This is a genomic window from Methanobrevibacter sp. (genome assembly GCF_045539575.1).
Classification (GTDB): domain Archaea; phylum Methanobacteriota; class Methanobacteria; order Methanobacteriales; family Methanobacteriaceae; genus Methanocatella.
Genome location: NZ_JAZQFM010000075.1, coordinates 97,064 through 118,891 on the forward strand (window position 1 = coordinate 97,064; position 21,828 = coordinate 118,891).

20 protein-coding genes are annotated in these 21,828 nt (G+C 38.7%); 15 read left to right on the plus strand and 5 right to left on the minus strand.

The window, feature by feature from the left end:
- From cobK to ACKI30_RS09715, 3 genes are read right to left on the minus strand one after another with little or no spacing between them, the layout of a single operon-like run.
- Entirely contained in the window at positions 1 to 783 is a 783-nt protein-coding gene (gene cobK, locus ACKI30_RS09705; RefSeq protein WP_407411981.1) for a precorrin-6A reductase, read from the minus strand.
- Complete coding sequence (locus tag ACKI30_RS09710) at positions 780 to 3,209, minus strand: calcium-translocating P-type ATPase, PMCA-type (RefSeq protein ID WP_407411983.1); 2,430 nt, start codon at positions 3,207 to 3,209, stop codon at positions 780 to 782. Before ACKI30_RS09710 ends, cobK begins: the two co-directional genes overlap by 4 nt.
- A gap of 4 nt (positions 3,210 to 3,213) precedes the next feature.
- Complete coding sequence (locus ACKI30_RS09715; RefSeq protein WP_407411985.1) at positions 3,214 to 3,603, minus strand: UPF0146 family protein; 390 nt, start codon at positions 3,601 to 3,603, stop codon at positions 3,214 to 3,216.
- Between the two features lie 265 nt (positions 3,604 to 3,868).
- Here ACKI30_RS09715 and rimI point away from each other — a divergent pair, with 265 nt between their 5' ends.
- Positions 3,869 to 4,321, plus strand: a complete 453-nt coding sequence (rimI, locus tag ACKI30_RS09720; protein ID WP_407411987.1) for a ribosomal protein S18-alanine N-acetyltransferase — start codon at positions 3,869 to 3,871, stop codon at positions 4,319 to 4,321.
- Here the strand turns inward: rimI and ACKI30_RS09725 are convergent.
- The gene (locus ACKI30_RS09725; protein ID WP_407411989.1) at positions 4,286 to 4,807 is read right to left on the minus strand and encodes a zinc ribbon domain-containing protein; all 522 of its coding nucleotides are present in this window, start codon (positions 4,805 to 4,807) and stop codon (positions 4,286 to 4,288) included. The genes rimI and ACKI30_RS09725 overlap by 36 nt on opposite strands.
- Before the next feature lie 88 nt (positions 4,808 to 4,895).
- Here ACKI30_RS09725 and ACKI30_RS09730 point away from each other — a divergent pair, with 88 nt between their 5' ends.
- Both ACKI30_RS09730 and prf1 read left to right on the plus strand, forming a co-directional pair.
- Positions 4,896 to 5,864, plus strand: a complete 969-nt coding sequence (locus ACKI30_RS09730) for a hypothetical protein (protein WP_407411991.1) — start codon at positions 4,896 to 4,898, stop codon at positions 5,862 to 5,864.
- A gap of 81 nt (positions 5,865 to 5,945) precedes the next feature.
- On the plus strand, positions 5,946 to 7,190 hold the full coding sequence (prf1, locus tag ACKI30_RS09735) for a peptide chain release factor aRF-1 (protein ID WP_407411993.1): 1,245 nt from the start codon (positions 5,946 to 5,948) through the stop codon (positions 7,188 to 7,190).
- A 28-nt stretch (positions 7,191 to 7,218) separates the two neighbouring features.
- Here prf1 and ACKI30_RS09740 read toward each other — a convergent pair whose 3' ends face one another.
- Entirely contained in the window at positions 7,219 to 7,404 is a 186-nt protein-coding gene (locus ACKI30_RS09740; RefSeq protein ID WP_295162475.1) for a hypothetical protein, read from the minus strand.
- 496 nt (positions 7,405 to 7,900) lie between these two features.
- Between ACKI30_RS09740 and gdhA the strand changes: the two genes are divergently transcribed.
- The 12 genes from gdhA (at position 7,901) to ACKI30_RS09800 (ending at position 21,100) form a co-directional block, all read left to right on the plus strand.
- On the plus strand, positions 7,901 to 9,241 hold the full coding sequence (gene gdhA / locus ACKI30_RS09745) for an NADP-specific glutamate dehydrogenase (RefSeq protein WP_407412062.1): 1,341 nt from the start codon (positions 7,901 to 7,903) through the stop codon (positions 9,239 to 9,241).
- 320 nt (positions 9,242 to 9,561) lie between these two features.
- Positions 9,562 to 10,221 carry a hypothetical protein gene (locus ACKI30_RS09750; protein WP_407411995.1) on the plus strand — a complete coding sequence of 220 codons (660 nt, stop codon included), beginning with the start codon at positions 9,562 to 9,564 and terminating at the stop codon, positions 10,219 to 10,221.
- Complete coding sequence (locus ACKI30_RS09755; protein ID WP_292739392.1) at positions 10,211 to 10,420, plus strand: hypothetical protein; 210 nt, start codon at positions 10,211 to 10,213, stop codon at positions 10,418 to 10,420. Before ACKI30_RS09750 ends, ACKI30_RS09755 begins: the two co-directional genes overlap by 11 nt.
- Positions 10,421 to 10,595: 175 nt before the next feature.
- Positions 10,596 to 10,763 carry a 4Fe-4S binding protein gene (locus ACKI30_RS09760; RefSeq protein ID WP_292744004.1) on the plus strand — a complete coding sequence of 56 codons (168 nt, stop codon included), beginning with the start codon at positions 10,596 to 10,598 and terminating at the stop codon, positions 10,761 to 10,763.
- 4 nt (positions 10,764 to 10,767) lie between these two features.
- Positions 10,768 to 11,946, plus strand: a complete 1,179-nt coding sequence (locus ACKI30_RS09765) for a geranylgeranyl reductase family protein (RefSeq protein ID WP_407411997.1) — start codon at positions 10,768 to 10,770, stop codon at positions 11,944 to 11,946.
- A gap of 620 nt (positions 11,947 to 12,566) precedes the next feature.
- Positions 12,567 to 13,787 carry an ATP-binding protein gene (locus ACKI30_RS09770; RefSeq protein ID WP_292739394.1) on the plus strand — a complete coding sequence of 407 codons (1,221 nt, stop codon included), beginning with the start codon at positions 12,567 to 12,569 and terminating at the stop codon, positions 13,785 to 13,787.
- A 262-nt stretch (positions 13,788 to 14,049) separates the two neighbouring features.
- Positions 14,050 to 15,039 (plus strand): hypothetical protein, encoded by a 990-nt coding sequence (locus ACKI30_RS09775; protein ID WP_407411999.1) that lies wholly within the window; start codon positions 14,050 to 14,052, stop codon positions 15,037 to 15,039.
- A gap of 346 nt (positions 15,040 to 15,385) precedes the next feature.
- Complete coding sequence (gene glnA, locus ACKI30_RS09780; RefSeq protein ID WP_407412001.1) at positions 15,386 to 16,723, plus strand: type I glutamate--ammonia ligase; 1,338 nt, start codon at positions 15,386 to 15,388, stop codon at positions 16,721 to 16,723.
- Positions 16,724 to 16,950: 227 nt separating this feature from the next.
- Positions 16,951 to 17,868 (plus strand): glutamine amidotransferase, encoded by a 918-nt coding sequence (locus ACKI30_RS09785; protein WP_407412003.1) that lies wholly within the window; start codon positions 16,951 to 16,953, stop codon positions 17,866 to 17,868.
- A gap of 11 nt (positions 17,869 to 17,879) precedes the next feature.
- Positions 17,880 to 18,533, plus strand: coding sequence for a tributyrin esterase (locus ACKI30_RS09790; RefSeq protein ID WP_407412005.1), 654 nt, complete (start codon positions 17,880 to 17,882; stop codon positions 18,531 to 18,533).
- 11 nt (positions 18,534 to 18,544) lie between these two features.
- Positions 18,545 to 19,618 (plus strand): Coenzyme F420 hydrogenase/dehydrogenase, beta subunit C-terminal domain, encoded by a 1,074-nt coding sequence (locus ACKI30_RS09795; RefSeq protein WP_407412007.1) that lies wholly within the window; start codon positions 18,545 to 18,547, stop codon positions 19,616 to 19,618.
- The gene (locus tag ACKI30_RS09800) at positions 19,619 to 21,100 is read left to right on the plus strand and encodes a glutamate synthase-related protein (protein WP_407412009.1); all 1,482 of its coding nucleotides are present in this window, start codon (positions 19,619 to 19,621) and stop codon (positions 21,098 to 21,100) included. It begins immediately after the preceding gene.
- Positions 21,101 to 21,828: the final 728 nt, after the last annotated feature.

Consider the following 21,828-nt stretch of genomic DNA (forward strand, 5'->3'; position numbering starts at 1 on the left):
TTAAAAACTTTTTATTTTTTTATCTAATTCTGTCAAATCATTAACGATGTCGTCTTTATTTAACATTTCTATTTCTGGGCGCTTTATCATTATTACAGCTATATCTGTTTTGTTTGCAGCCTCTATTTTTTCAACGACTCCGCCTATTTCGCCGCTTTCCTTTGTTATCATGACACTTGCGCAGTACTTTTCAATTAAATCAATGTTTTCTTTCAATGTGGCTGCACCTGTCATCGGTATGATGTGGTCGGATGGGATGTCAAGCTCCGTGCATTTCTTAAGTGAGCTTTCAACCTTAAGGATTCTCGGATAGAACCTTTCGGGTGAAACGTATTTCACGATGTCAGCCATGGTGTTTGCTCCTGCAAAATGCAGCACGTTTCCTTGAGGAAATTCATCAGCTATCATCTTTCCTGCATCTTCAAATGATTCTGCATAATGGATATGTGATGTATCTATGTTTTCAAGGTTGGTGATAGGTCTTTCAAAGCGTATGTATGGAAGTTCAAGCTCCCTTGCTATGCTTGATGATGTCTGTGTGATGTGAGCCGCAAAGGGGTGTGTTGCATCGATGAGGATGTCAAAGTTTTCCCCTTGGATGATTTCAATGATTTCGCCCTTTAAAAGGGGACGGGCTATGGTGTCGTCACTGCCCGCTTCCTGGGCAAGCCTTGCCCCGTATTCTGTTGTTGTGGTTGTCAGGATAAAGACATCATAGTTTTCCTTAAGGTGTGCTATGATGTTTGTCGAATCCTTTGTGCCTCCAAGCAGGAATATCTTCATTTCATCACCCCGTTCATGATCTTTTGGGCTATCAGTATTGTTGATGCCACAATAACTATGACAATCCAGTCGATTATTCCTATTGCTGTTGTTCTGAATATTATCTGGAGCTGCGGAATGTATAATATCAGTAGCTGAAGCAGGAATGATATTATGATTCCAAGATATAGGAATTTGCTTGATTTTTCAGAGTTTGCCCTTCCGTTGAATGCATTGAGCAGTTGGTAAACCACGAACAGTGTAAATGCGACTGTCATTGCCTTGGTTGTGGATGATCCCTTTGACAGTTCCCAGCTGAATACTCCTATTGTGCCTATTGCCATTACAATTCCTAAAAACAGTATCTGTATGAGAATGTTTCTGGTCAGGATGTCTCCGACTTCAGGAGGCCTGTTCATGAGGTCCCTTTCAGGCCCTTCAATACCAAGCATCTGTGCAGGAGGTCCGTCCATAACGATGTTCAGCCACAGGAGCTGTGCAGGGTTGAAAGGCAGAGGCAGGTTCAGGAGTGATGTTCCGATGATTGTAAGTATCGCCCCTACATTTGTGGATACCTGATACTTGACGAATCTCTTGATGTTGTCGTAGATTTTTCTTCCGCCTTCAATTGCCTTTACGATTGTCTTGAAGTCGTTGTTTTGAAGAATCATGTCTGATGCCTCTTTGGCAACGTCTGTACCGTTACCCATTGCAACACCGATTGATGCCTTTTTGAGTGCAGGCGCATCGTTGACTCCGTCTCCGGTCATCGCAACAATGTTTCCAAGATTTTTGAGTGTTTCAACAATTCTCATTTTTTGAACAGGTTTCACCCTTGCATAAACCTGAATGTCTTTTGCCGCTTCCAGGTATTCCTCGTCGCTCATCTCTTCAAGCTCTTTACCTGTGACTATTCTTCCGTCGGTCAGGATTCCGAGGTTCTTTGCAATTGCGGATGCGGTCTTTTCGTGGTCTCCTGTAATCATCACTACGGTTATTCCCGCATTGATACATTCGTGCACTGACTTTTTGGCATCCTTTTTAGGAGGGTCTATAAGTCCCAGAAGGCCTGTGAATGTAAGGTTTTCCTCAGGTTCGGCGCCGTCATCACTCTTGTATGCAAACCCGATTACCCTCAATGCACGGCCACTCATTTCCCCAACTTTCTCAAGTAGCATTTCCTTCATTTCAGCATTAAGGATTTCAACACTTCCGTCATTATCTATGCATTTGCATTTGTCTAGAATTATTTCTGGAGCGCCTTTTGACAAGACAATATTGTTTTCACCGTTCAGTGTATGTATAGTGGTCATCATTTTACGATCGCTGTCAAGGGGGATTTCGTCAACCCTTTCAAGGTCGCATTCATGGTCTTTGCAATATTTGAGGATGGCAGCATCGGTCTGGTCTCCGATTGTTTCATCACCATTTATCACTGCATTGTTACACAATTTACCTATTAGGTGTGTTTTGTCCTTGTTTGTGTAATAGCTCTCCACTACGGTCATCCTGTTTTCGGTCAATGTTCCTGTCTTGTCTGAACAGATTACGGTACATGAACCTAATGTCTCCACTGACAGCAGCCTTTTGACGATTGCATTGGATCTTGCCATTTCGTTCATTCCGAGAGCAAGTGTTAATGTAAGAACTGCAGGAAGCCCTTCAGGGATTGCCGCAACCGCAAGTGAAACTGCAGTCATGAATGTCTCGACAATAGGTATTCCCTGAGCCATTTCCAGTATGAAAATTGCAATACAAACCACGATGGCTATTGCAGACAGGATTTTTCCAAGTCTTCCCACACGCTTTGCAAGGGGTGTTTCCTCATCCTCTTCCTGGACGATGTCTGCAATCTTTCCGATTTCCGTTTTCATTCCGATTGCCTTGACGACTCCTATTCCATTTCCTGAAATGATGTTTGAATCCATGTATAATGTGTCGTCGCTTTGCTTTTTAACGGCTTCGGACTCTCCTGTAAGATTTGACTCATCACAGCTGAGGTTTTTGGCTTCAATCAGCTGCAGGTCTGCAGGCACCTTAAGGCCTTCCTCAAGCATCACGATATCTCCGACGGTGAGTTCCTTTGCGTCAATTTCTGAAATTTTGTTGTCCCTTTTGACGACTGCTATTTTTGTGATAAGTCCCTTAAGGCTTTCGACTGCACGCATGGATCTGTATTCCTGAATGAATCCCATGATTACATTAAGCATCACCGCAAGCATTATGACTCCTGCGTCAATGACATCTCCGATTGCAAATGATGCGATGGCGGCAATGATTAAAAGCGCTATGAGAATGTCTACAAATTGTGAAAAGAAAAGTACAATCAGTGGTGTTGGCTTTTTTTCATCCAGCTCGTTCAGTCCGTATTCCTTTTGTCTTTTTTGGATTTCACAGGATTTCAGTCCTTCTTTTGATGTGTTGTATTGGGTTAATATGTCACTCATTCCATCACCTTAATGTGTAAAAACTCGCTCTTCCGTAATTTTTTAATTTCATTTTTACCTTTCCGGTATTTAAATCTTCGTTTGTCAGTGGTTTTATAATCAGCTGTGAACCTATCCTCAGCGCAAGGTCTACAATATAGGGCTGAAGTTCACTTGGGGGTCTGATTGAATAGATGAGGTCTGTGCCTTCATACAGCTCAAGATTGGGATTTGTGATGTCGTCCATGATGACAGTGGAGTCTTTTGGTATGATGTCTGTCTTTATTAAGGTGATGTTTTGCTCTTTTTCCAGTCTGTTTGCAATCTTGTCGTATTTGCCCACTGCGATTTCTGCAATTTTCATTTCCTTGCCTTTCGCTTCACTTAGTATGTAATCTCCAAAATCTTGCCACATGTTTTTTCCTCTGATATACTATTTGTTTAGGAAACTTATTAAATACTTGTATAATTATTCATTTTATTTTGAAGTATTTATTGCAATAATGATATTTTTTCCCTTCAGTGAAATCCTAGGGGCCAATTCCCGGCATATGTTCACGGTTCTTATAATGCTTTAAATCTGTTATTATCTTTCAAAATGCTTTTCATCATGTTTTCTTTTATTAAATTTTTGTATTTTAGATAATATTAAATATGTTGCATTTAATAATATTTGTTGTATGACTGTAAGAAAGTTCCGTCCCACTGATTTAAAAAGAGTTTATGAGATAGAAAGCATGTCATTTGACCAGTCATATGGCATTCAGATATTTCAGCAGCTTTATGAGATGGGAATAGGTTTTCTGGTGGCTGAGGAAGATGACTACGTGGTGGGTTATGTCATGTTCTGGCTCAAGTATGAAAATCAGGGCCATATCATTTCCCTTGCAGTCGATAAGAACTACAGAAGAAAAGGGTATGGAACAAACCTCCTGGCAAAGGCCATAGGAGTGCTATTTTTAATCACAGATACAATTTACCTTGAAGTCAGGGCATCCAACAGGGGTGCCTTGGAATTTTACAAACGCTTCCATTTCATTGAGGACCGCGTGGTTCCGAACTACTATGAAAGCGGTGAGGATGCAGTTGTCCTCTATCTAAAGTCTGGCGGAAGTAAAGTTTCCAGAGAGTAACTGCTGGTAATTGCTTATGAGGTCTGTAGGGATGTTTCCTGTCAGGTAAAGGATTGCTATTACGAGAATGTAGAATCCGAATATTGCAAGCTGGATGTAACCGTGTCTTTTCACTGATCTGTCTTTTCTGGTTACGAGATATATTGCAATGATGAGTCCCAAAAGACTGCCCAGAATTGAGAAGAGATAGCCTAAAAATATCATCAGGGTTGTGAATCCTGACCTTTGAGGTGTTACAGGCTGTTCGGCGGCTGTCCTTTTGATGACGATAGGGCTTATGAACTCCTTGTTTTCACCTTGGTTTTTAAAAAGAAGTGGTGTTCCGCATTTAACGCAGAAGTCAGCTTCATCCGGATTTTCGAATCCGCACAACGGGCATGTGCCTGGATTGTGCTCTATTTTTGGAAATTCATATCCGCATTTTATGCAAAATCCGTAAATGTCATCGCTTGTTGTTCCGCACTGTGGGCATCTTCTCAAAACCATAATATCACTTACATAATATTAATAGCATTAACTTTATAAAAGTTTTTTGATTAATTTTATTAGAAACGCAATATATATTATATTAGTAATGATTGAAAAAATTGAAATCACCCAGCGCTTCAATTTCAAAAGATTGAACCGCCATTACGAATGCTTCACGATTGACTTTCTCTCCAATACAGGATACTATAAGATATCCGAGCGGGGAAGCGGGGACAAGTTCCTTTCCGAAAGTCCTCTGTGTGACGACTCATGGATTGACATTCTGGTTGACCTCAGAAGCAGAATGACCAGCGAGATTCGCACATTTGACTTTGAGTCTGCAGACAGGTTTCTCCATGACTTCGGTGAGCTTAAGCTGTTTGACGGCTTTGAAAGCGAGGAATTTCTTCTTTTCGAAAAGCTTGAGGTGATTTATTCATGCGTGGTCATCATATATTCGACCGAAGGTTATTTCGAGTATTCCTTTAAAAACAATTTCCCCGAAAAATGGGAGAAATTCGGCAGGATGCTTAAAGACCTTGTCGGATTTGACGTGCTTCACCTGAACTACCAGAGGCAGTTTGCAACTCCGCTATATCATGACATCACAAAAGAGGGTGTTTTTTCAGGCGACGGGAAGCTTAAAATCCGCACAATCGAGTTCGGCCACTACAGGACATATCCGTATGACCTGCCCCATCCGAGACTGATTGTCAACTTTGAGGACAAATCCGTTGAAGGGTATGTCGAGAAAGAGTTGGTGCCGTCCGATGAGGAGCTTATTTTGAACCTGCTTGAAAAGTATCATGTCTACAGGTGGATTTTCACACAGTATCACAGAAAATCCTCCGCACGTGATCCTGATGATTTGGAGGGTTACGACTGGTATCTTGAAATGGTGTTTGAAGGTGACGTGGTATGGCATCTGTTCGGATATAATGACTATCCCGACACCTATGTTCACCTTGGCCGTGAAATCATTGAAATCTGCGGCATGGATTTGTGTGAAATAGATACCATCGGCGATGAGGATATAGAATTATTTAATAAATTCGGTGACGAAATTCTATCATAAAAGCTATTTTTTCATTACTTATTTATAGTATTAAAAAGATATTTATTACTATTATATTAATTTAATTTTTATAGGGATAACATGGCTGAAGTATCATCAAAAGAATTGTATGAATTTAAAAAAGTTTTAAAAGAATTAGCGCAAAAGAAAGGTAGAGGTACTGAGCTTGTTTCCGTTTATATTCCACCTGACAAGCAACTGAGTGATGTAGGTAAACACATGAGGGATGAGCTTGGTCAGTCTGCGAACATTAAAAGTAAACAAACAAGGAAAAATGTACAGTCTGCTATCGAAGTAATCCTTCAAAGGATCCGTCTTTACAAACAGCCTCCTGAACACGGTCTCGTTCTGTTTGTTGGAATGATTCCTAAAGGCGGTCCGGGTACAGAAAAGATGGAAACCTACGTTCTTGAACCTCCTGAACCTGTTACCACATACTGGTACAAGTGTAACAACGAGTTCTTCCTGGAACCTCTCGAATACATGATTGAGGAAAGGGATACCTACGGTGTGGCTGTAATCGACAGAAGGGAAGCTACTATCGCATCTATGAAAGGTAAGAAAATTACCATCCTTACACATATTACCAGTGGTGTTCCTGGAAAGCATAAGGCTGGAGGACAATCCCAAAGAAGGTTTGACCGTGTAATCGAACAGGCTGCACACGAGTTCTTAAAACGTATCGGAGATCACATGAATGATGATTTCATACCTCTCAAGGATGACCTTAAAGGAATAATTTTAGGCGGTCCAGGTTTTACCAAAAACGATTTTGCAGAAGGAGATTACCTCAACTACGAGCTCAAGCAAAAGATATTGACTATTGAGGATACTTCATATACCGGTGACTTCGGTATCCGTGAGGTCATTGAAAAGTCAGCTGGCGTATTGAGCGATCTTGACGTAATCCATGAAAAGGAACTCATTCAAAAGTTCCTAACCGAGCTTAGGGATGACATGGGTCTTGCTTCCTACGGGGAAGATGAGGTCAGAAACAACCTTATCATCGGAGCTGTAGACACCTTGCTTTTATCCGAGGACCTGACTGCAATGCGCAAAAGGTTCGTATGTCCGAACTGCGGAACCGACAAGGAAATCACAGTCAAAACCCAGTCTGAAGCAGACAATCTTGAAGAAAGATGTCCTAATTGTAATGAGATTTTAAAAGAAGAGGAATCTGCTGATTTGGCTGATTATTTTGTAGAAAAAGCTGAAGAAATGAGCACAAACGTTGAGTTCATTTCCACAGAAACCGATGAAGGTATGCAGCTTTTCAGAGCTTTCGGTGGAATCGCTGCAATTTTAAGATATCACGTAGAATATTAAATTTGGATACTTATCCAAATTCTTTTTTTTATTTATAGTAATGCTGTAATCCTTCCTCTTGGCGGATTTGATTTATTAACTGGAAAAACTGGTGTTTTGTTACTTCTGTTTCATCGTTTAGCTCAACATACAATGAATACATTGTCCTGTTTTTTGTCAAATAGCTTTCTTTCAAGGCATCATAGTGTCTTCTTTTTATTTTTCTTTCAGCCATTTTTTTCACCACTTTTTGTTATTTTGTATATCAAAATTTAAATTTCACTGTTTATTGTAGATTACTTTGTCAATTATGGTATATAAAGAATTATGCTTTTTTAATTTCCATATAATTTTGTTTAATTTTTTATTTGTGATGGTCATTTTTGTTCGGAATTTCGCTGTGTGGTGATGTAAATATTAAACGGCAATGTTTTTGCCGACTCGGAATTTATTGGTTGGCAACCATTTTCCGACTTTGTACATTATTTGATTATTTTCATTATACATTTTAAATTATTCTTCAAAAAGAATTATTTAAATAAACATATTTTTCTAATTTTATTGTATTATGTTTAAGATTATTTTTAATTTTTTTGAATAATATTCTATAAATCCATTAAATATTGAAAAATATTTAAATATGAGAAGCACCAAATAATTAACTATATTGTTAAATATGACTTTGAAAATTTAATGATATTTGAAATAAATCTAAATTTATATTTGGAGGAATATTTTTCTCATACGTAGATGAAGTAATTGAAACCATAATTGAACAAAACCCTTCAGAACCGGAATTCCACCAAGCTGTACGCGAAGTATTGGAATCCTTAAGGGTTGTAATCGAAGAAAACGAAGAAGAATACAGAAAAAATGCACTTCTTGAAAGATTAACCAATCCAGAAAGACAATTCAAATTCCGTGTTCCTTGGGTAGACGACAACGGACAAGTACAAGTAAACACTGGATACAGAGTACAGTTCAACAGTGCAATCGGACCTTACAAAGGAGGATTACGTTTCCACCCTTCCGTAAACGTCGGTATTATTAAATTCTTAGGTTTCGAACAAATTTTCAAAAACTCCTTGACCGGACTTCCAATCGGGGGAGGAAAAGGTGGATCAGACTTTGATCCTAAAGGAAAATCCGACAGAGAAATCATGGCTTTCTGTCAATCTTTCATGACCGAGTTATGCAAATACATTGGTGCTGATACTGATGTTCCTGCTGGAGATATTGGAGTAGGTGGTCGTGAAATCGGATTCTTATTCGGTCAATACAAAAGAATCAGAGGATTATATGAAGGAGTATTAACTGGTAAAGGATTATCCTTCGGTGGATCTTTAGCAAGAACTGAAGCTACCGGATACGGATTATTATACTTCACAAACGCTATGTTAAAAGCAAACGACATTGATATCGCAGGAAAAACCATCCTCGTATCAGGTGCAGGTAACGTAGCTATTTACGCAATCGAAAAAGCTCAACAATTAGGCGGTAAACCTGTAACCTGTTCCGATTCAACAGGTTGGATTTACGACCCTGAAGGAATTGACGTTGAATTATTAAAAGAAATTAAAGAAGTAAGAAGAGAAAGATTAACCGCTTACGCAGAAGCAAGACCATCCGCCGAATACCACGAAGGCAAAGGTGTATGGACTGTTAAAGCTGACATCGCTCTTCCATGCGCTACCCAAAACGAATTGCAATTAGAAGATGCAAAAGCATTAGTGGAAAACGGCATTATTGCTGTTGCTGAAGGAGCAAACATGCCAACCACCATTGAAGCTACCGAATACTTACAGGAAAATGGCGTATTGTTCGCACCTGGTAAAGCATCCAACGCTGGTGGAGTAGCTACTTCCGCTCTTGAAATGTCACAAAACTCAGAAAGATTATCCTGGTCCTTTGAAGAAGTTGACAGCAAACTTCAAAACATCATGGAAACAATCTTTGCAAACGTTTCCGAAGCTGCTGCTGAATACGACATGGACAAAAACTATGTTGCAGGAGCAAACATTGCAGGATTCAAGAAAGTTGTTGACGCTATGAACGCACAAGGAATCGTATAGATTTCCTTGTTTATTTTTTCTTTTTTTTTAGACGGATACGTTGTTATTTGATTACTAAATAATTTTTAACTTGTTTTTCATTAACTTAACATGTATTTTTATTTCGCTGTTCATATTTGATTTTGTAGTATTTGTAAGTGGTGGCAATATTTGGTTTATCGTGTTTTGAAATGATTGGACTAAATTTTCATCAAAATTGAACTAAATGTGTAAAATTAATTTTATACTGTAAAATTGCTTTTAAAAAACCATCTATTAAGTTAATTTCTATTTAATTTAAAAATAAAGCCTTATTTAATATTTAAATTAAAATTAATGTCATGAAAATAAAGAATATTATTGTATGTATTTTAGTTTTGTTAACTAATTTGGTGAATGTTGATGTCGATTTAAAACATTACGAAAAATTGAAAATTAATAATGTTGCTTCTATTAAACCCTCGGATTTGCCTTCTGAATTTGGTGAAGGTGCTTTTAAAACGGTTGATGAGTTTATAAAAAAGACTTGTTTTCTTGATTTTGAATGGGTGATATATTTTGATTACATAACTGGTGAAATTCTAAAAGGTGTTAGTGGGGGGAAGGATAATGTTTCATTAGATTTTGATGGAGATAAATTTGAAGGGTATCATATTGCATCTATTCATAATCATCCTGCTGATGTTTATTCTCCTCCTTCTGATAAAAATTTTGGTATTTTGATGAGGGGGTTTGAAGATTTTGAATTGATTGCAAGTGTGAATGAATTATGGATTTTAAAAGCTAAAGGTGTTCACCCTGTTTTAAACATGGATTTTAAGTTTGCAGCAAAGATGTTTTTGAATTCCTGTCAAGAATATTGTGATAGGTTATATTCTGATAATACAAAATCGGAAGACATGTGTGATTTGATATATGGGGTCACATTATTAAATTATATAAATGATAAAAATATAAATGATATACAATTAATTAAAAAGGTGTATAATGATGTCAATTAAATCAAAAAATTGTTCTGTTAGTTTCTCTTGTCAAAAAAAACCTACTGACGTTGAACATGAAAAAATTCGAGAAAGGATTAATGATCCTTACACCTTGACTGGAATAGATAGGTTACGTGCGTTTCATCAAATGAAGGGTTTGGAATTTGATGAAAATATTTTTGAAAAAATCATTGCAGAATATTCCTTGGATGATTGATTTTTGAAAGTAGGAGGTATCACCATATTCCCACAAGAAATCGTATAGATTTCCTTGTTTATTTTTTCTTTTTTTACAGACTCTTTTCTTATAATATCTTTAACTATTTTTAACAAACTTTTAAATATTACAAAATACTGATTTTTAACTATTATTTGTACTTAAGGAGATTTTTATGATAGTTAAGGATTGGTGCTCATTCTGCGGAGAGTGTGCAGGAGTATGTCCAAGAAATTTGATTCAAGTTAGAGAATATTCATTGGTCTTTAACGATGACGACTGTAAAGATTGTGATACATGCATTAAAGCATGCCCTATTGATGCTTTAGAAAAAGAGGAATGATTATATGATTGAAACTGATGTAATAGTTGTTGGTTCCGGACCGGCAGGTTCCAGTGCAGCAAAACACGCTGCATTAGGTGGAGCAAAAGTTATTTTAATGGATAAAAAATCTGAAATAGGTTCACCGAAAAGATGTGCTGAAGATGTGCCGGTTAAAGGTCTGGAAAAATTGGGAATCGAGCTTTCCCCTCTTTGGATTGCCAAAAAAATTTGGGGTATAAGAATTCAAACACCGGACGGAACAGACCTCTGGTTACCAAAAGATCAAACAGATCCTTCCGAAGCAGATTGTGTCCTTGAAAGAAAAGTATTCGATAAACACATGGCTATGGATGCCGCAAGAGCAGGTGCCGAAATCAGAATTAAAACTTTAGTAACTGGTATTGAAAAAATTGAAAACGGTTTTATTGTTGAAACAGAATCCATGGGTAAAAAACAGGATTTCAAATGTAAAATACTGATTGCAGCTGACGGTGTTGAAGGGCATGTCGCAAGATGGGCAGGTCTTAGGCCTGCTGCAAAAGCAAAAGAAATGGGGTCCTGTGTACAATATGAAATGTGTAATGTCGAATTTGAAAAACAGGGGTTTATTGAATTTTATTTTGGGTCATGTTCTCCCGGAGGATACGCTTGGATTTTCCCTAAAGGAGATGACATCGCAAATGTCGGTTTAGGGCTTTTTTCACACAAAGCAGAAAAAACAGCTAAAGAATACCTCGATGATTTTGTCGCCAAGTCCCCATACTTAAAAAATGCTCAGGCTGTTGAATTAAATGTTGGAGGAGACCCCGCCGGGGGAATGATTGAAAAAATTTATGACGACAATATTATGGTTGTCGGGGATGCAGCAGGTCAGGTAAACCCATTAACCGGTGAAGGAATTGTTCCAGGCATGATTGGTGGAAAGTGTGCCGGTCAGGTAGCCGCTCAGGCTATTAAAGAGGATTGCTCTAAAAAATTCTTAAAATTTTATGATAACATGGTTCGTGAAGAACTTAGCTATGATAATGAAGCATATAAAAAAGTGCAGGAATATGTATATTCCCTGTCTGATGATGAATTGGATGAGATTGGTCATGCACTTGAAGGAGAAAGCTTTGATGAGGCTTCATCTGCTGAAGTAGTTAAAAAATTAATTGAAATATCTCCGAAAGCTTCACGCTATTTGGGAAAATTAGTATAGTTTTTGAAAACAATAGTGTAGTGAAGAAATTCACATAAAGCTATCTCATTTAGGTTTAAAATCCGAAACATATAATGACATTATAGCTAGATTAATCGAGGCGTATGAAAAAATGTATTTTGAAGAATTAAGTGATGAAGAAGCAGATTACTATAATGAAAGAATCAGACTTTTTGAAAATGGGGATTATACTGGCACTAGAAAGGTTGATTTAGATGCCATCAGAAAATAATCCTGAAGTGCAATATGAACTTTTAGAGGATAAAAATAGATTTCCAGGTTTATTTTTTCTTTTTTTAATTTATTCAGGTTTCATTTAGTATTATAAAATTTTTAGATATTTCTATTTATAGATTATTAATTCTTCTTTATTTTAAGCTATTTTTGATTATTGGGTGTGTTTTTGTGCATTGTCACACTTCAAAAAATTTTATAATATTTTTAGATAATAAATAAATTTTAATTATAGTTTTATTTATGCTTCTTTTGGAAATCAGTAATATTAAAATTTTATAATAATGATTTGTATATAAAGCAGTATATATTAAAAAATTTAATAATGCTCTATATAGAAAGCATTAAATATTGTATTTGATATAATGTTATATGGGTGTGTTTAAATGATTAAACGGGAGTTGTATTTAAATCAAATTCGAAATCTTTTTGGAACGGATTTCATTAAGGTTATTGTAGGGCTTCGAAGATGTGGCAAAACTTCTTTACTTAAAAGCATAATTGAAGAGCTTCAAAATCAAGGTATAAAAAAAGAGAATATTATTTATATCTCATTTGAATTGGTTGAATATAAAAATATTTTCACATCCGAACAGTTAGATGAAACTGTATTAAATCTAACAAGCAACATTGAAGGCAAAATATATCTTCTTTTTGATGAAATTCAACAGGTTGAATCCTGGGAAAAATCCATCAATTCTTATAGGGCTTCATTTGATTGTGATATTTACATTACAGGATCCAATTCAAAACTATTGTCAAATGAATTGGCTACCCTTCTTGCTGGAAGATATATTAAAATCAGTTTGTATCCATTTTCATTTAAAGAGGTATTGCAATACCGCAGGGAAATTGATAAAATAAAATTAGACGGGGAATTCATTAAAAAACAATTTAATGAATATCTGTTATTTGGAGGTATGCCTGGTTTGCTTGCGATAAGAGATGATGATACAAAAATCAATGCTCTTCAAGACATTTATGATTCAATAATTGTTCATGATATTCTCTCAAGATACACTATAAATGAAATTGATTTATTTAAACGTTTTTCACATTATCTAATGAATTCTACTGGACAAACTTTCTCTAAAACCAGTATTACAAATTATCTAAAAAGTGAAAATAAAAGAACAACACGTAATACTATCTCAAATTTCACGGATTATCTTAAAGACTCATTATTCTGCAAAATGGTAAGACGTCAGGATATTTTGGGTAAAAAAATACTAAAAACTGAAGAAAAATATTATTTGACAGATCAAGGTTTCCACCATGCATTGGTTGACAATAACAATAACTGGTTAGGCAGGATTTTGGAAAATGTTGTTTTCAACGAATTAGTTAGAAGGGGTTATTCTGTAAAAATTGGAAAGATTCGTAATAAGGAAATAGATTTTGTTTGTGAAAAACATGACAATAAGATATATGTTCAAGTAGCATATATTTTATCTTCTTCCGAAACAATTGAAAGAGAATTTTCACCGTTAATGGATGTTCCGGATAAGTATGATGCTTATGTTTTAAGCATGGATGAATTTGACATGTCTCGGGATGGAATTAAACATAAAAACATTATTGATTTCTTATTGGATGATGAAATTTAGAAAAGTAGGGAGGTTCCACTTAATTCTTGCATAATGTATATGTCATTGTTTATTTTTTAATCTTATTGTGCAAGAATTCTCAGTCTCCTACAATCCGGAGAAGTTCAATAAATTCTTAAAATGCCCTCAACTCATCAAATCATCATATGATAATAAATAATATGTTATGGTTCAAAAATATTAAATACCTTGATGATGTAAAATATATATGATATTTATGAATGGTAAATTGATTAAGGTAATTTTTTTATTTTCTTTATTTTTGATTTTAAGCACATCCACTGTTTTTGCAGAGGATAATTCAACAGATTTGACTTATTCTTCTGATGATAATTCCATTTCAGATGCAGAAAACAGTTCAGATGATCTTAATTTCGATATTGGCGATTGGAGATTGGATGAAAACGGAAATGTGGTTCATATCCCTTCAAATAAAAGTCATGGCGATAATGATTTCAGCGTTGAATTTCATGGGAATAATGTCACTGACCTGAGAGGTAATGCTTCAGGCGCAAATCCGGCTCAGGATGATTATTCGATTTTAAAACCTTCAGGATTTGATTCTTGGTGGGATGAATTTGTAAAAGATCCTGCGGCTTTTATGGAGAAATACAATCCGCAGCCAAAGGCACCTCCGGTTAACTTTGTAGATGATGTTCAAAACGGCACATGCGACGGGAAGAATTCCTCAGAATTCATAGACTTCATCAATTTTGTTAAAAAGACTCGAGTTACACCAGATTCAGTTATAAGCAGGGATGTCAATGTTTTCTATTCCACCAAAAATGTATATTGGGTTAGGGTTATCAATCCTGTCGGTGATTCAGTCGGCAAGGGAATAAACGTCACTTTCATTTTCAATGGCAAGAAAATCATGACTCAAACCAATGAAAACGGCTATGCCAGCTTCAAGTTTAAAGCTCAGCCTGGAAAATATGTCGTAAAGACATATGCGGGCAACATTACCTCCAAGCATAAGGTCACTGTCAAGCCGCTCTTCAAGACAAAGGATGTCTCAAAGAAATATAAGAAATCCTCAAAGTTCACTGTAAGGCTGGTCAAGCTCAACGGCAAGTCACTTCAAAAGAAAAATATCAAGATAACACTCAAGGGCAAGACCTACACTGTAAAGACAAATTCAAAAGGAATTGCAACTTTCAATATTCCGAAAAATCTTAAAGTCGGCAAGTATACAATCAAAACCAGCTATAATGGTTGTGTTGTTAAGAACTGCTTAACAGTCAAAAGATGATTTTATATCTTTTTAGTTTTTTCATTAGGCGCTTCACTTCTTTGGTGGAGTGATTTTATTTTTTATTGCTTATTTTTATCTAATTCTGCTTTATTTATCGCAAATTTATGTAATATTTTTTTCATTTACTCCTATGTAAAAAATACATGTCGTCACTGCTTGATGAATGGTTTAGTTTACATTTTTCGATTATTTTCAAAACATTTATATATCTTTGATTATATACTATTAGTCGGAAGGAAGTTTCCTTCCGACTGTGTATTTAATTAAATTCATTTAGTCAAAATGGTTTTCCACTTTCCATATTATTCAACAAGTGGGCAATGTATTGAAATGATGTGAAAAAATGTCAGCAAAAGATAATAAATTAGACCAGATAATTAAGACAATCGATGCAAACGATATAAAATTTTTGAAATTGCAGTTTTCAGACATTCATGGACTGCCAAAAAGCATGGCAGTGCCTCTTAAAAAGGCGAATGATATTGAAGACATAGTGAATGACGGATTATTGTTCGACGGATCATCAGTGGCAGGACTTGCTTCAATCAATGACAGTGACCTTCTTGCAAAACCGGACATCAACACATTCTCAACAATCCCATGGAGGCCTGAATCAAAAGGTACCAGTCGATTTATATGTGATATTTTCACAACCGAAGGAAAACCATATGATGGAGATCCAAGAGGAGTACTTAAAAAATCCCTGAAATTGGCAGAAAAAAGAGGATATCAGTTCAACATGGGTCCTGAACCTGAATTCTTTATCATAACAGAAGATGAAAACGGAAATTATGTCCCTGCCGACGAGGCTGAGTATTTTGATGTGGAACCTCTCGACCAGGGTACCGATATCAGAAGGGAAATCGTATTGGGTCTTGAAAAGCTCGACTTTGACGTTGAGGTAAGCCACCACGAGGTTGCAGCAGGTCAGCACGAAGTGGACTTCAAGTATGCAGACGCTTTAAAAACAGCTGATGCAGTAATAACATTCAAGGAAGCTGTCAAAGCGCTGGTCAACAAATTAGGCTTCAAGGCAACATTCATGCCAAAACCGTTTTTAGGAATCAACGGTAGCGGAATGCACTGTAACCAGAGTCTCTTCAAGGATGGGGAAAACATCTTCTATGACCCTGATACAGAAAACCAGATTTCTCAGGAGGCATTGTACTTCATCGGAGGATTGCTTAAGCACGCTCCGGCTTTATCATCAATATTGTCTCCAACAGTCAACTCCTATAAACGTCTTGTTCCGGGTTATGAAGCACCATGCTACATCGCTTACGGTTTCAAAAACAGGTCAACCCTGTTAAGGATTCCTGCATCCCGTGGATTGGGTACCAGAATCGAATGCAGGTCCGCAGACCCTTCATGCAACCCTTACCTTGCATTTGCAGTATTGCTTGAGGCTGGGCTGGACGGTATGGACAACAAGATTGATCCTGGCGAACCTACCGAGGAAAACCTTTTCGCATTTTCCGAAGACGAGATTGCTGAGAAAGGAATTTCAAGCTTGCCTACCAGTTTATGGGAAGCATACCATGCACTGGAGGAAAATGACGTAATCAAGAATGCTCTTGGTGAAAAGGTCTTCAATCAGTTCTACAATATCAAAAGGGCTGAATGGGACGCATACAGAATACAGGTATTCGACTATGAACGTGATGAATACTTGAACGTCTGATCATTTTATCATCGAATCAGTTGGCGGTCAATGAGGTTATTTGACTGCCAATCAGTACATTTTTGGAATTTTGTTACTGTTTGGGCATATTGTAGGTTATGAGAGTTATTGGGGCATATGTGAAAATTCACAAATCATGATTATTATTTAGGCATATTGTAAACTTATTTGCGGAATTTTAAGTTTGATACGTGCTTTCGCAGATTATTTTTAATGGAGGTTTAAAAATGTGCGGAATAGCAGGTGTAATATACAAGGATAAAAAAACTCACCCTGTAGGCAGCGCTTTGACATCCATGCTGGAATCCCTACAGCACAGGGGTCCGGATTCAGCAGGCTATGCAATCTACGGAGGATTGAATTTTTCTGAAAATTATTATCAGTTAAACATTGAAGTGAACAGGAGAAAAGGAACATTAGACAATTTAAAATCATTACTGACTCAGTTCAGTCAGATATACGAGGAAGAACTGATAGAATCCGTTGGGGATTCTGACGTATACAAATGCAAAATCGCTCTTGACGAGTATTCTCTTTTAAAGCCGTGTATACGTGAAATCGATGAGCTTGAAAACGTGAGGGTAATCAACGGTTCACACTCATTTGAAATGATAAAGGACGTCGGAAAGGTAAAAGACATTGCAGAGCGTTTTGACGTTTCCTCAAGGATGGGAACCCATGGGATAGGCCACACCCGTTTTGCAACTGAAAGCGGTGTTGACAGGTATCACGCACACCCTTATCAAAGCTACATCATACCTGACATAACCGTGGTGCACAACGGCCAGATTACCAACTACTGGAAAATCAGGGATCCCCTTGAAAGGAAAGGACACATTTTCGAGTCATTCAACGATACCGAATGCATTGTCCATTATATGGCAGACAAGCTCAATCAGGGCTACAAGCTCGAGGAGGCTCTGGAAGAGGCAGTCATTGATTTGGACGGTCCTTTTTCAATACTTGTGGGAACACCTAACGGAATAGGAATTGCAAAGGACAAGCTTGGTCTACGGCCGGGAGTCATGGCTGAAACCGATGAGATATTTGCAATAGCTTCAGAGGAAATGGCGCTGCATGATGTTATAGATTCAGACCAGATTGAACAGATTGCTCCTGGAGAAACCAGGGCTTATACAATTTAGGGGGCCTTGCAATGAAAGAATATGTTATTGATGCAAAGGATATGGATGCAAAGGAACTGAACCGTACCATAAAAAAACAGGCTCCGCTGTATGATAGGCTCGTCATCGAAAACCCCGAATCCGGACACAACATCTGTGCAGGCCTCAGCGAAGACATTGACATTCAAATCAACGGTTCTGCAGGATATTTTGTCGGAACCATGGTCAACGGGGCAAGGATACACATCTCAGGAAATGCGGGATGGTTTGCCGGAGACAACATGACAGAAGGCGAACTCATTATTGAAGGCACTGCAGGAGACGGTGCAGGACAGGGAATCTACGGCGGAACCGTAATAGTTAAAGGAAGCACAGGTTCAAGAACAGGAGAAATCATGAAGGGCGGAACCGTAATCATCGGCGGAAACAGCGGATATATGACAGGACTTCTCATGATGGGGGGCAGGCTCATAATTTTAGGTGACGTTACCGATGATGTCGGCGAGTCAATCATGAGGGGAACCATTTACGTTCTTGGTGATGTCAAAAGCCTGGGAAAGAATGCCGTCATGGAAAAGACCACCGTTAGAGATCAAGATGAGCTTAGGGAAATTCTCGGCAAATACGGTTTTGACCTGGAAGATGTTGAATATGCAAACTTTAAAAAAATTGTTAATGCGCAATAGGAGCTAATAAAATGAGCAAACACAAAATAGCAATGGTTGGAACACCATGTGAAATTATGGCAGCATCCAAACTGCAATATTACACTGACAGCCCTATTGATGTTAAACTGGGCTTATTCTGTATGGAAAACTTCTCATACAAATACTTTGAAAATCTCCTGGAGGAATACGACCTTAAGATGGATGACATTGACAAATTCCAGATTGAGAAAGGATTCGTATTCCTTTTGCTTAAAACCAAGGAGACCGTAAAGATACCGCTGTCCGTGGCCAAAAGGATAATCAGAAAAAACTGCAGCATCTGCGTTGAGCTAACATCCGAGACATCAGACATCTCAATTGGTTCCATCGGTTCCGAGGACGGCTGGTCAACACTTATAATCAGGACTGAAAAAGGAGAAGAAATTGTCAACGGGGCAATTGAGCAGGAATTCATTAAGGCAAAGGATTTTAATGAGTCCCAGTTTGCTCTTCTGAATAAACTTGCAGAAAACAAGATTTCTAAAAACCTTGAAAACATTGAAAGAAGGGAGTTTCTCGCACGTCCCGTACTGTATCAGAGACAAAAGTCAGACTCTTCAATCAACAAGGACATCATGGAGTCCGATTTTACAGACTTGAAATCCAATGTAATCGACGTTGGTGCATGCGTTCTTTGCGGAGCATGTGAATACGTCTGTCCTGAGAATCTGATAAAAATAGACGACACAAAACCGATAATGAGAGGGGAATGCCCTGAAAACTGCCATCTCTGCTTCAGGGTCTGTCCGAGAACATTCATCCATGAGGATTTGCGCAATGACAATTCAAAACCGATTGGCGATTTCATAAAGGTCCTTTCGGTCAAATCCATTAAGCACACCCAGGGTCAGGACGGATCCGTCGTCACAACACTGATTGACTATCTTCTCTCAAACAAGATTGTAAGCGAAGCGCTGGTTGTGGACAAGAAGGACGATCTTGCATGGAAACCCTATGCAAAGATAACAAGCGCCATTGACGAGGTTGTGAAATCCGGAGGAACAAAATATTCTGTATGTCCGGTATTCAAGCCGTTGAAAGACATGGAAGGGGAGGTGAACTAGATGTCATTTACCGTTGAGCGTAAAATAGAGATATGCAAACAGAACAACAACCGTCCGGGATGCTGCTGGTATCTGTGCGACAACCCTAAACAGTCAGCATGTAAGAACTGTTACAGCTGCTATTCAAACTGTCCTCATGACGTATATGAGGTAATCAATGACGAGCCTCTTCCTATACGCCAGGAAAACTGTGTGGGATGTAAAATCTGTGAGGAAATGTGTCCGACACATGCAATATACGTAAGGCCTCTTGCAGATGAGGGACGTGGCGTATGGTCAAACTCAACAATGGTTGAGATTAAACGCAAAAGCCAGACAGGCTCATACAAGGTAAGGGGATGCGGTCTCACCCGAAAGATTCCTACCTTCGATGATTTGAGCATATTGCCGGCTCAGGTGTCAAGGCCACCGATCGACTCATACAGGGAGCCCTGCAAGACTTCTGTTGTGCTTGGTGACAGGTTTGCCGAAAACCCGATTGAGATTGACACCCCAATCATGATAGGGGCAATGTCCTTTGGTGCTTTAAGCAAGGAGGCAAAAATAGCACTGGCTATCGGAAGCAGCAAGGTCGGTTCAATTGCAAACACCGGTGAAGGCGGAATGCTTCCCGAAGAAAGACATTTTGCAGACAAGCTCATTGCACAGTATGCATCAGGCCGTTTCGGAGTGTCCGCAAGCTATCTAAACAATGCGGAAGCTGTTGAAATAAAAATAGGTCAGGGAGCAAAATCCGGTATGGGAGGACACCTTCTAGCCCACAAGGTAACCGCCGAGGTTGCAAGGGTGAGAAACATTCCTGAGGGAACCTCCGCATTGAGCCCTGCAAGGCACATGGACATTGTCGGGCCTGAGGATTTGGGTATGAAAATCGACCAGCTTCGTGAAATCACAGACTGGAAAGTGCCGATTATAGTAAAATTCGCTGCAGGAAGGGTCGAGCAGGACGTTAAAATCGCTGCTAAGGCCGGTGCCGACATCATTGTGGTCGACGGTATGCAGGGAGGAACCGGTGCAGGACCTGAGGTCGTAACCGAGCATGCAGGTATTCCGACCATTGAAGCTATCGTGAAGGCCGATGACGCCTTAAAGGACATTAATCTCAGAAGCGAGGTGAGCCTTGTTGCTGCAGGAGGAATAAGGTCAGGTGCTGACGTTGCAAAGGCGATTGCTTTAGGTGCAGATGCGGTATACATTGCAACTTCCGCACTGATTTCCATAGGATGCAAGGTCTGTCAGAGCTGTTCTGAGGGAATATGCCCTAAGGGAATCGCAACACAGGACAGGGTGCTTAGAAGAAGGCTTGATCCTATAAGAAAAGGCCAGCAGGTTGCAAATTATATTGAGGCAATGACTCAGGAGGTAACCTCCCTTACTCAGCAGGCAGGAAACACTGACATCGAAAAGCTTGAGCGTCAGGATCTTGTTGCACTGACAGTGGAGGCTTCCCAGCTTACCGGAGTGCCTATGGTTAGAGGTTAGGATTATTTAATGATTAGGAGATATTGTTATGGCTGCATTCGACAGAGTTAAATCAGGAATTCCCGGGCTTGACAGCGCTTTGGACAACATCCGTTTGGGGGACAACGTTGTGTGGAACGTCACAAACCTCAACGAGTTTTCATACTTTGTCAATCCCTACATAAAACAGGCAAAGGAGGATGAGAGAAACTTGATATACATCCGGTTCGCCAATCACCCTCCTCTGATAGATATGACTGACGAGGATTTCAGGCTGCTTGAGCTGGAGCAGTTAAATCCGGACACCGAGTTCTGCATGATCGAGCGTGACGGAATCAAGATATATCTGGTGAATCCCTACAATCAGTTTGAGACATTCACCCTCGAGGTTCACAGAATCATCGAAAAGGAAGGATTTGACGCATTTTACGTGTTTGACTGCCTGAGCGACCTTCAGGCGGTATGGTCTACCGACCTGATGATGGGAAATTTCTTCAAGGTCACATGTCCGTTTCTCTTCCAGCTCGACACCGTGGCCTTTTTCCCGATTATTCGGGGAAGGCATTCCTATGATGCCATAGCAAAAATCCGTGAAACAACACAGCTCTTCCTTAATGTATATTCAAACTCTCCCGACGAGGTCTACGTCTCTCCTCTCAAGGTTTGGAACAGGTACTCCCAGACCATGTTTCTGGGACATAAGTTCAATCCCCAGACTGGTTCGGTCAAGGTTCTCCAGGACGGCCATG

Coding starts and splice junctions, on each gene's coding strand:
- cobK (WP_407411981.1), bottom strand. CDS start 783: ATGAAGATATTCCTGCTTGGAGGCACAAAGGATTCGACAAACATCATA.
- ACKI30_RS09710 (WP_407411983.1), bottom strand. CDS start 3,209: ATGAGTGACATATTAACCCAATACAACACATCAAAAGAAGGACTGAAA.
- ACKI30_RS09715 (WP_407411985.1), bottom strand. CDS start 3,603: ATGTGGCAAGATTTTGGAGATTACATACTAAGTGAAGCGAAAGGCAAG.
- rimI (WP_407411987.1), top strand. CDS start 3,869: ATGACTGTAAGAAAGTTCCGTCCCACTGATTTAAAAAGAGTTTATGAG.
- ACKI30_RS09725 (WP_407411989.1), bottom strand. CDS start 4,807: ATGGTTTTGAGAAGATGCCCACAGTGCGGAACAACAAGCGATGACATT.
- ACKI30_RS09730 (WP_407411991.1), top strand. CDS start 4,896: ATGATTGAAAAAATTGAAATCACCCAGCGCTTCAATTTCAAAAGATTG.
- prf1 (WP_407411993.1), top strand. CDS start 5,946: ATGGCTGAAGTATCATCAAAAGAATTGTATGAATTTAAAAAAGTTTTA.
- ACKI30_RS09740 (WP_295162475.1), bottom strand. CDS start 7,404: ATGGCTGAAAGAAAAATAAAAAGAAGACACTATGATGCCTTGAAAGAA.
- ACKI30_RS09750 (WP_407411995.1), top strand. CDS start 9,562: ATGAAAATAAAGAATATTATTGTATGTATTTTAGTTTTGTTAACTAAT.
- ACKI30_RS09755 (WP_292739392.1), top strand. CDS start 10,211: ATGTCAATTAAATCAAAAAATTGTTCTGTTAGTTTCTCTTGTCAAAAA.
- ACKI30_RS09760 (WP_292744004.1), top strand. CDS start 10,596: ATGATAGTTAAGGATTGGTGCTCATTCTGCGGAGAGTGTGCAGGAGTA.
- ACKI30_RS09765 (WP_407411997.1), top strand. CDS start 10,768: ATGATTGAAACTGATGTAATAGTTGTTGGTTCCGGACCGGCAGGTTCC.
- ACKI30_RS09770 (WP_292739394.1), top strand. CDS start 12,567: ATGATTAAACGGGAGTTGTATTTAAATCAAATTCGAAATCTTTTTGGA.
- glnA (WP_407412001.1), top strand. CDS start 15,386: ATGTCAGCAAAAGATAATAAATTAGACCAGATAATTAAGACAATCGAT.
- ACKI30_RS09785 (WP_407412003.1), top strand. CDS start 16,951: ATGTGCGGAATAGCAGGTGTAATATACAAGGATAAAAAAACTCACCCT.
- ACKI30_RS09790 (WP_407412005.1), top strand. CDS start 17,880: ATGAAAGAATATGTTATTGATGCAAAGGATATGGATGCAAAGGAACTG.
- ACKI30_RS09795 (WP_407412007.1), top strand. CDS start 18,545: ATGAGCAAACACAAAATAGCAATGGTTGGAACACCATGTGAAATTATG.
- ACKI30_RS09800 (WP_407412009.1), top strand. CDS start 19,619: ATGTCATTTACCGTTGAGCGTAAAATAGAGATATGCAAACAGAACAAC.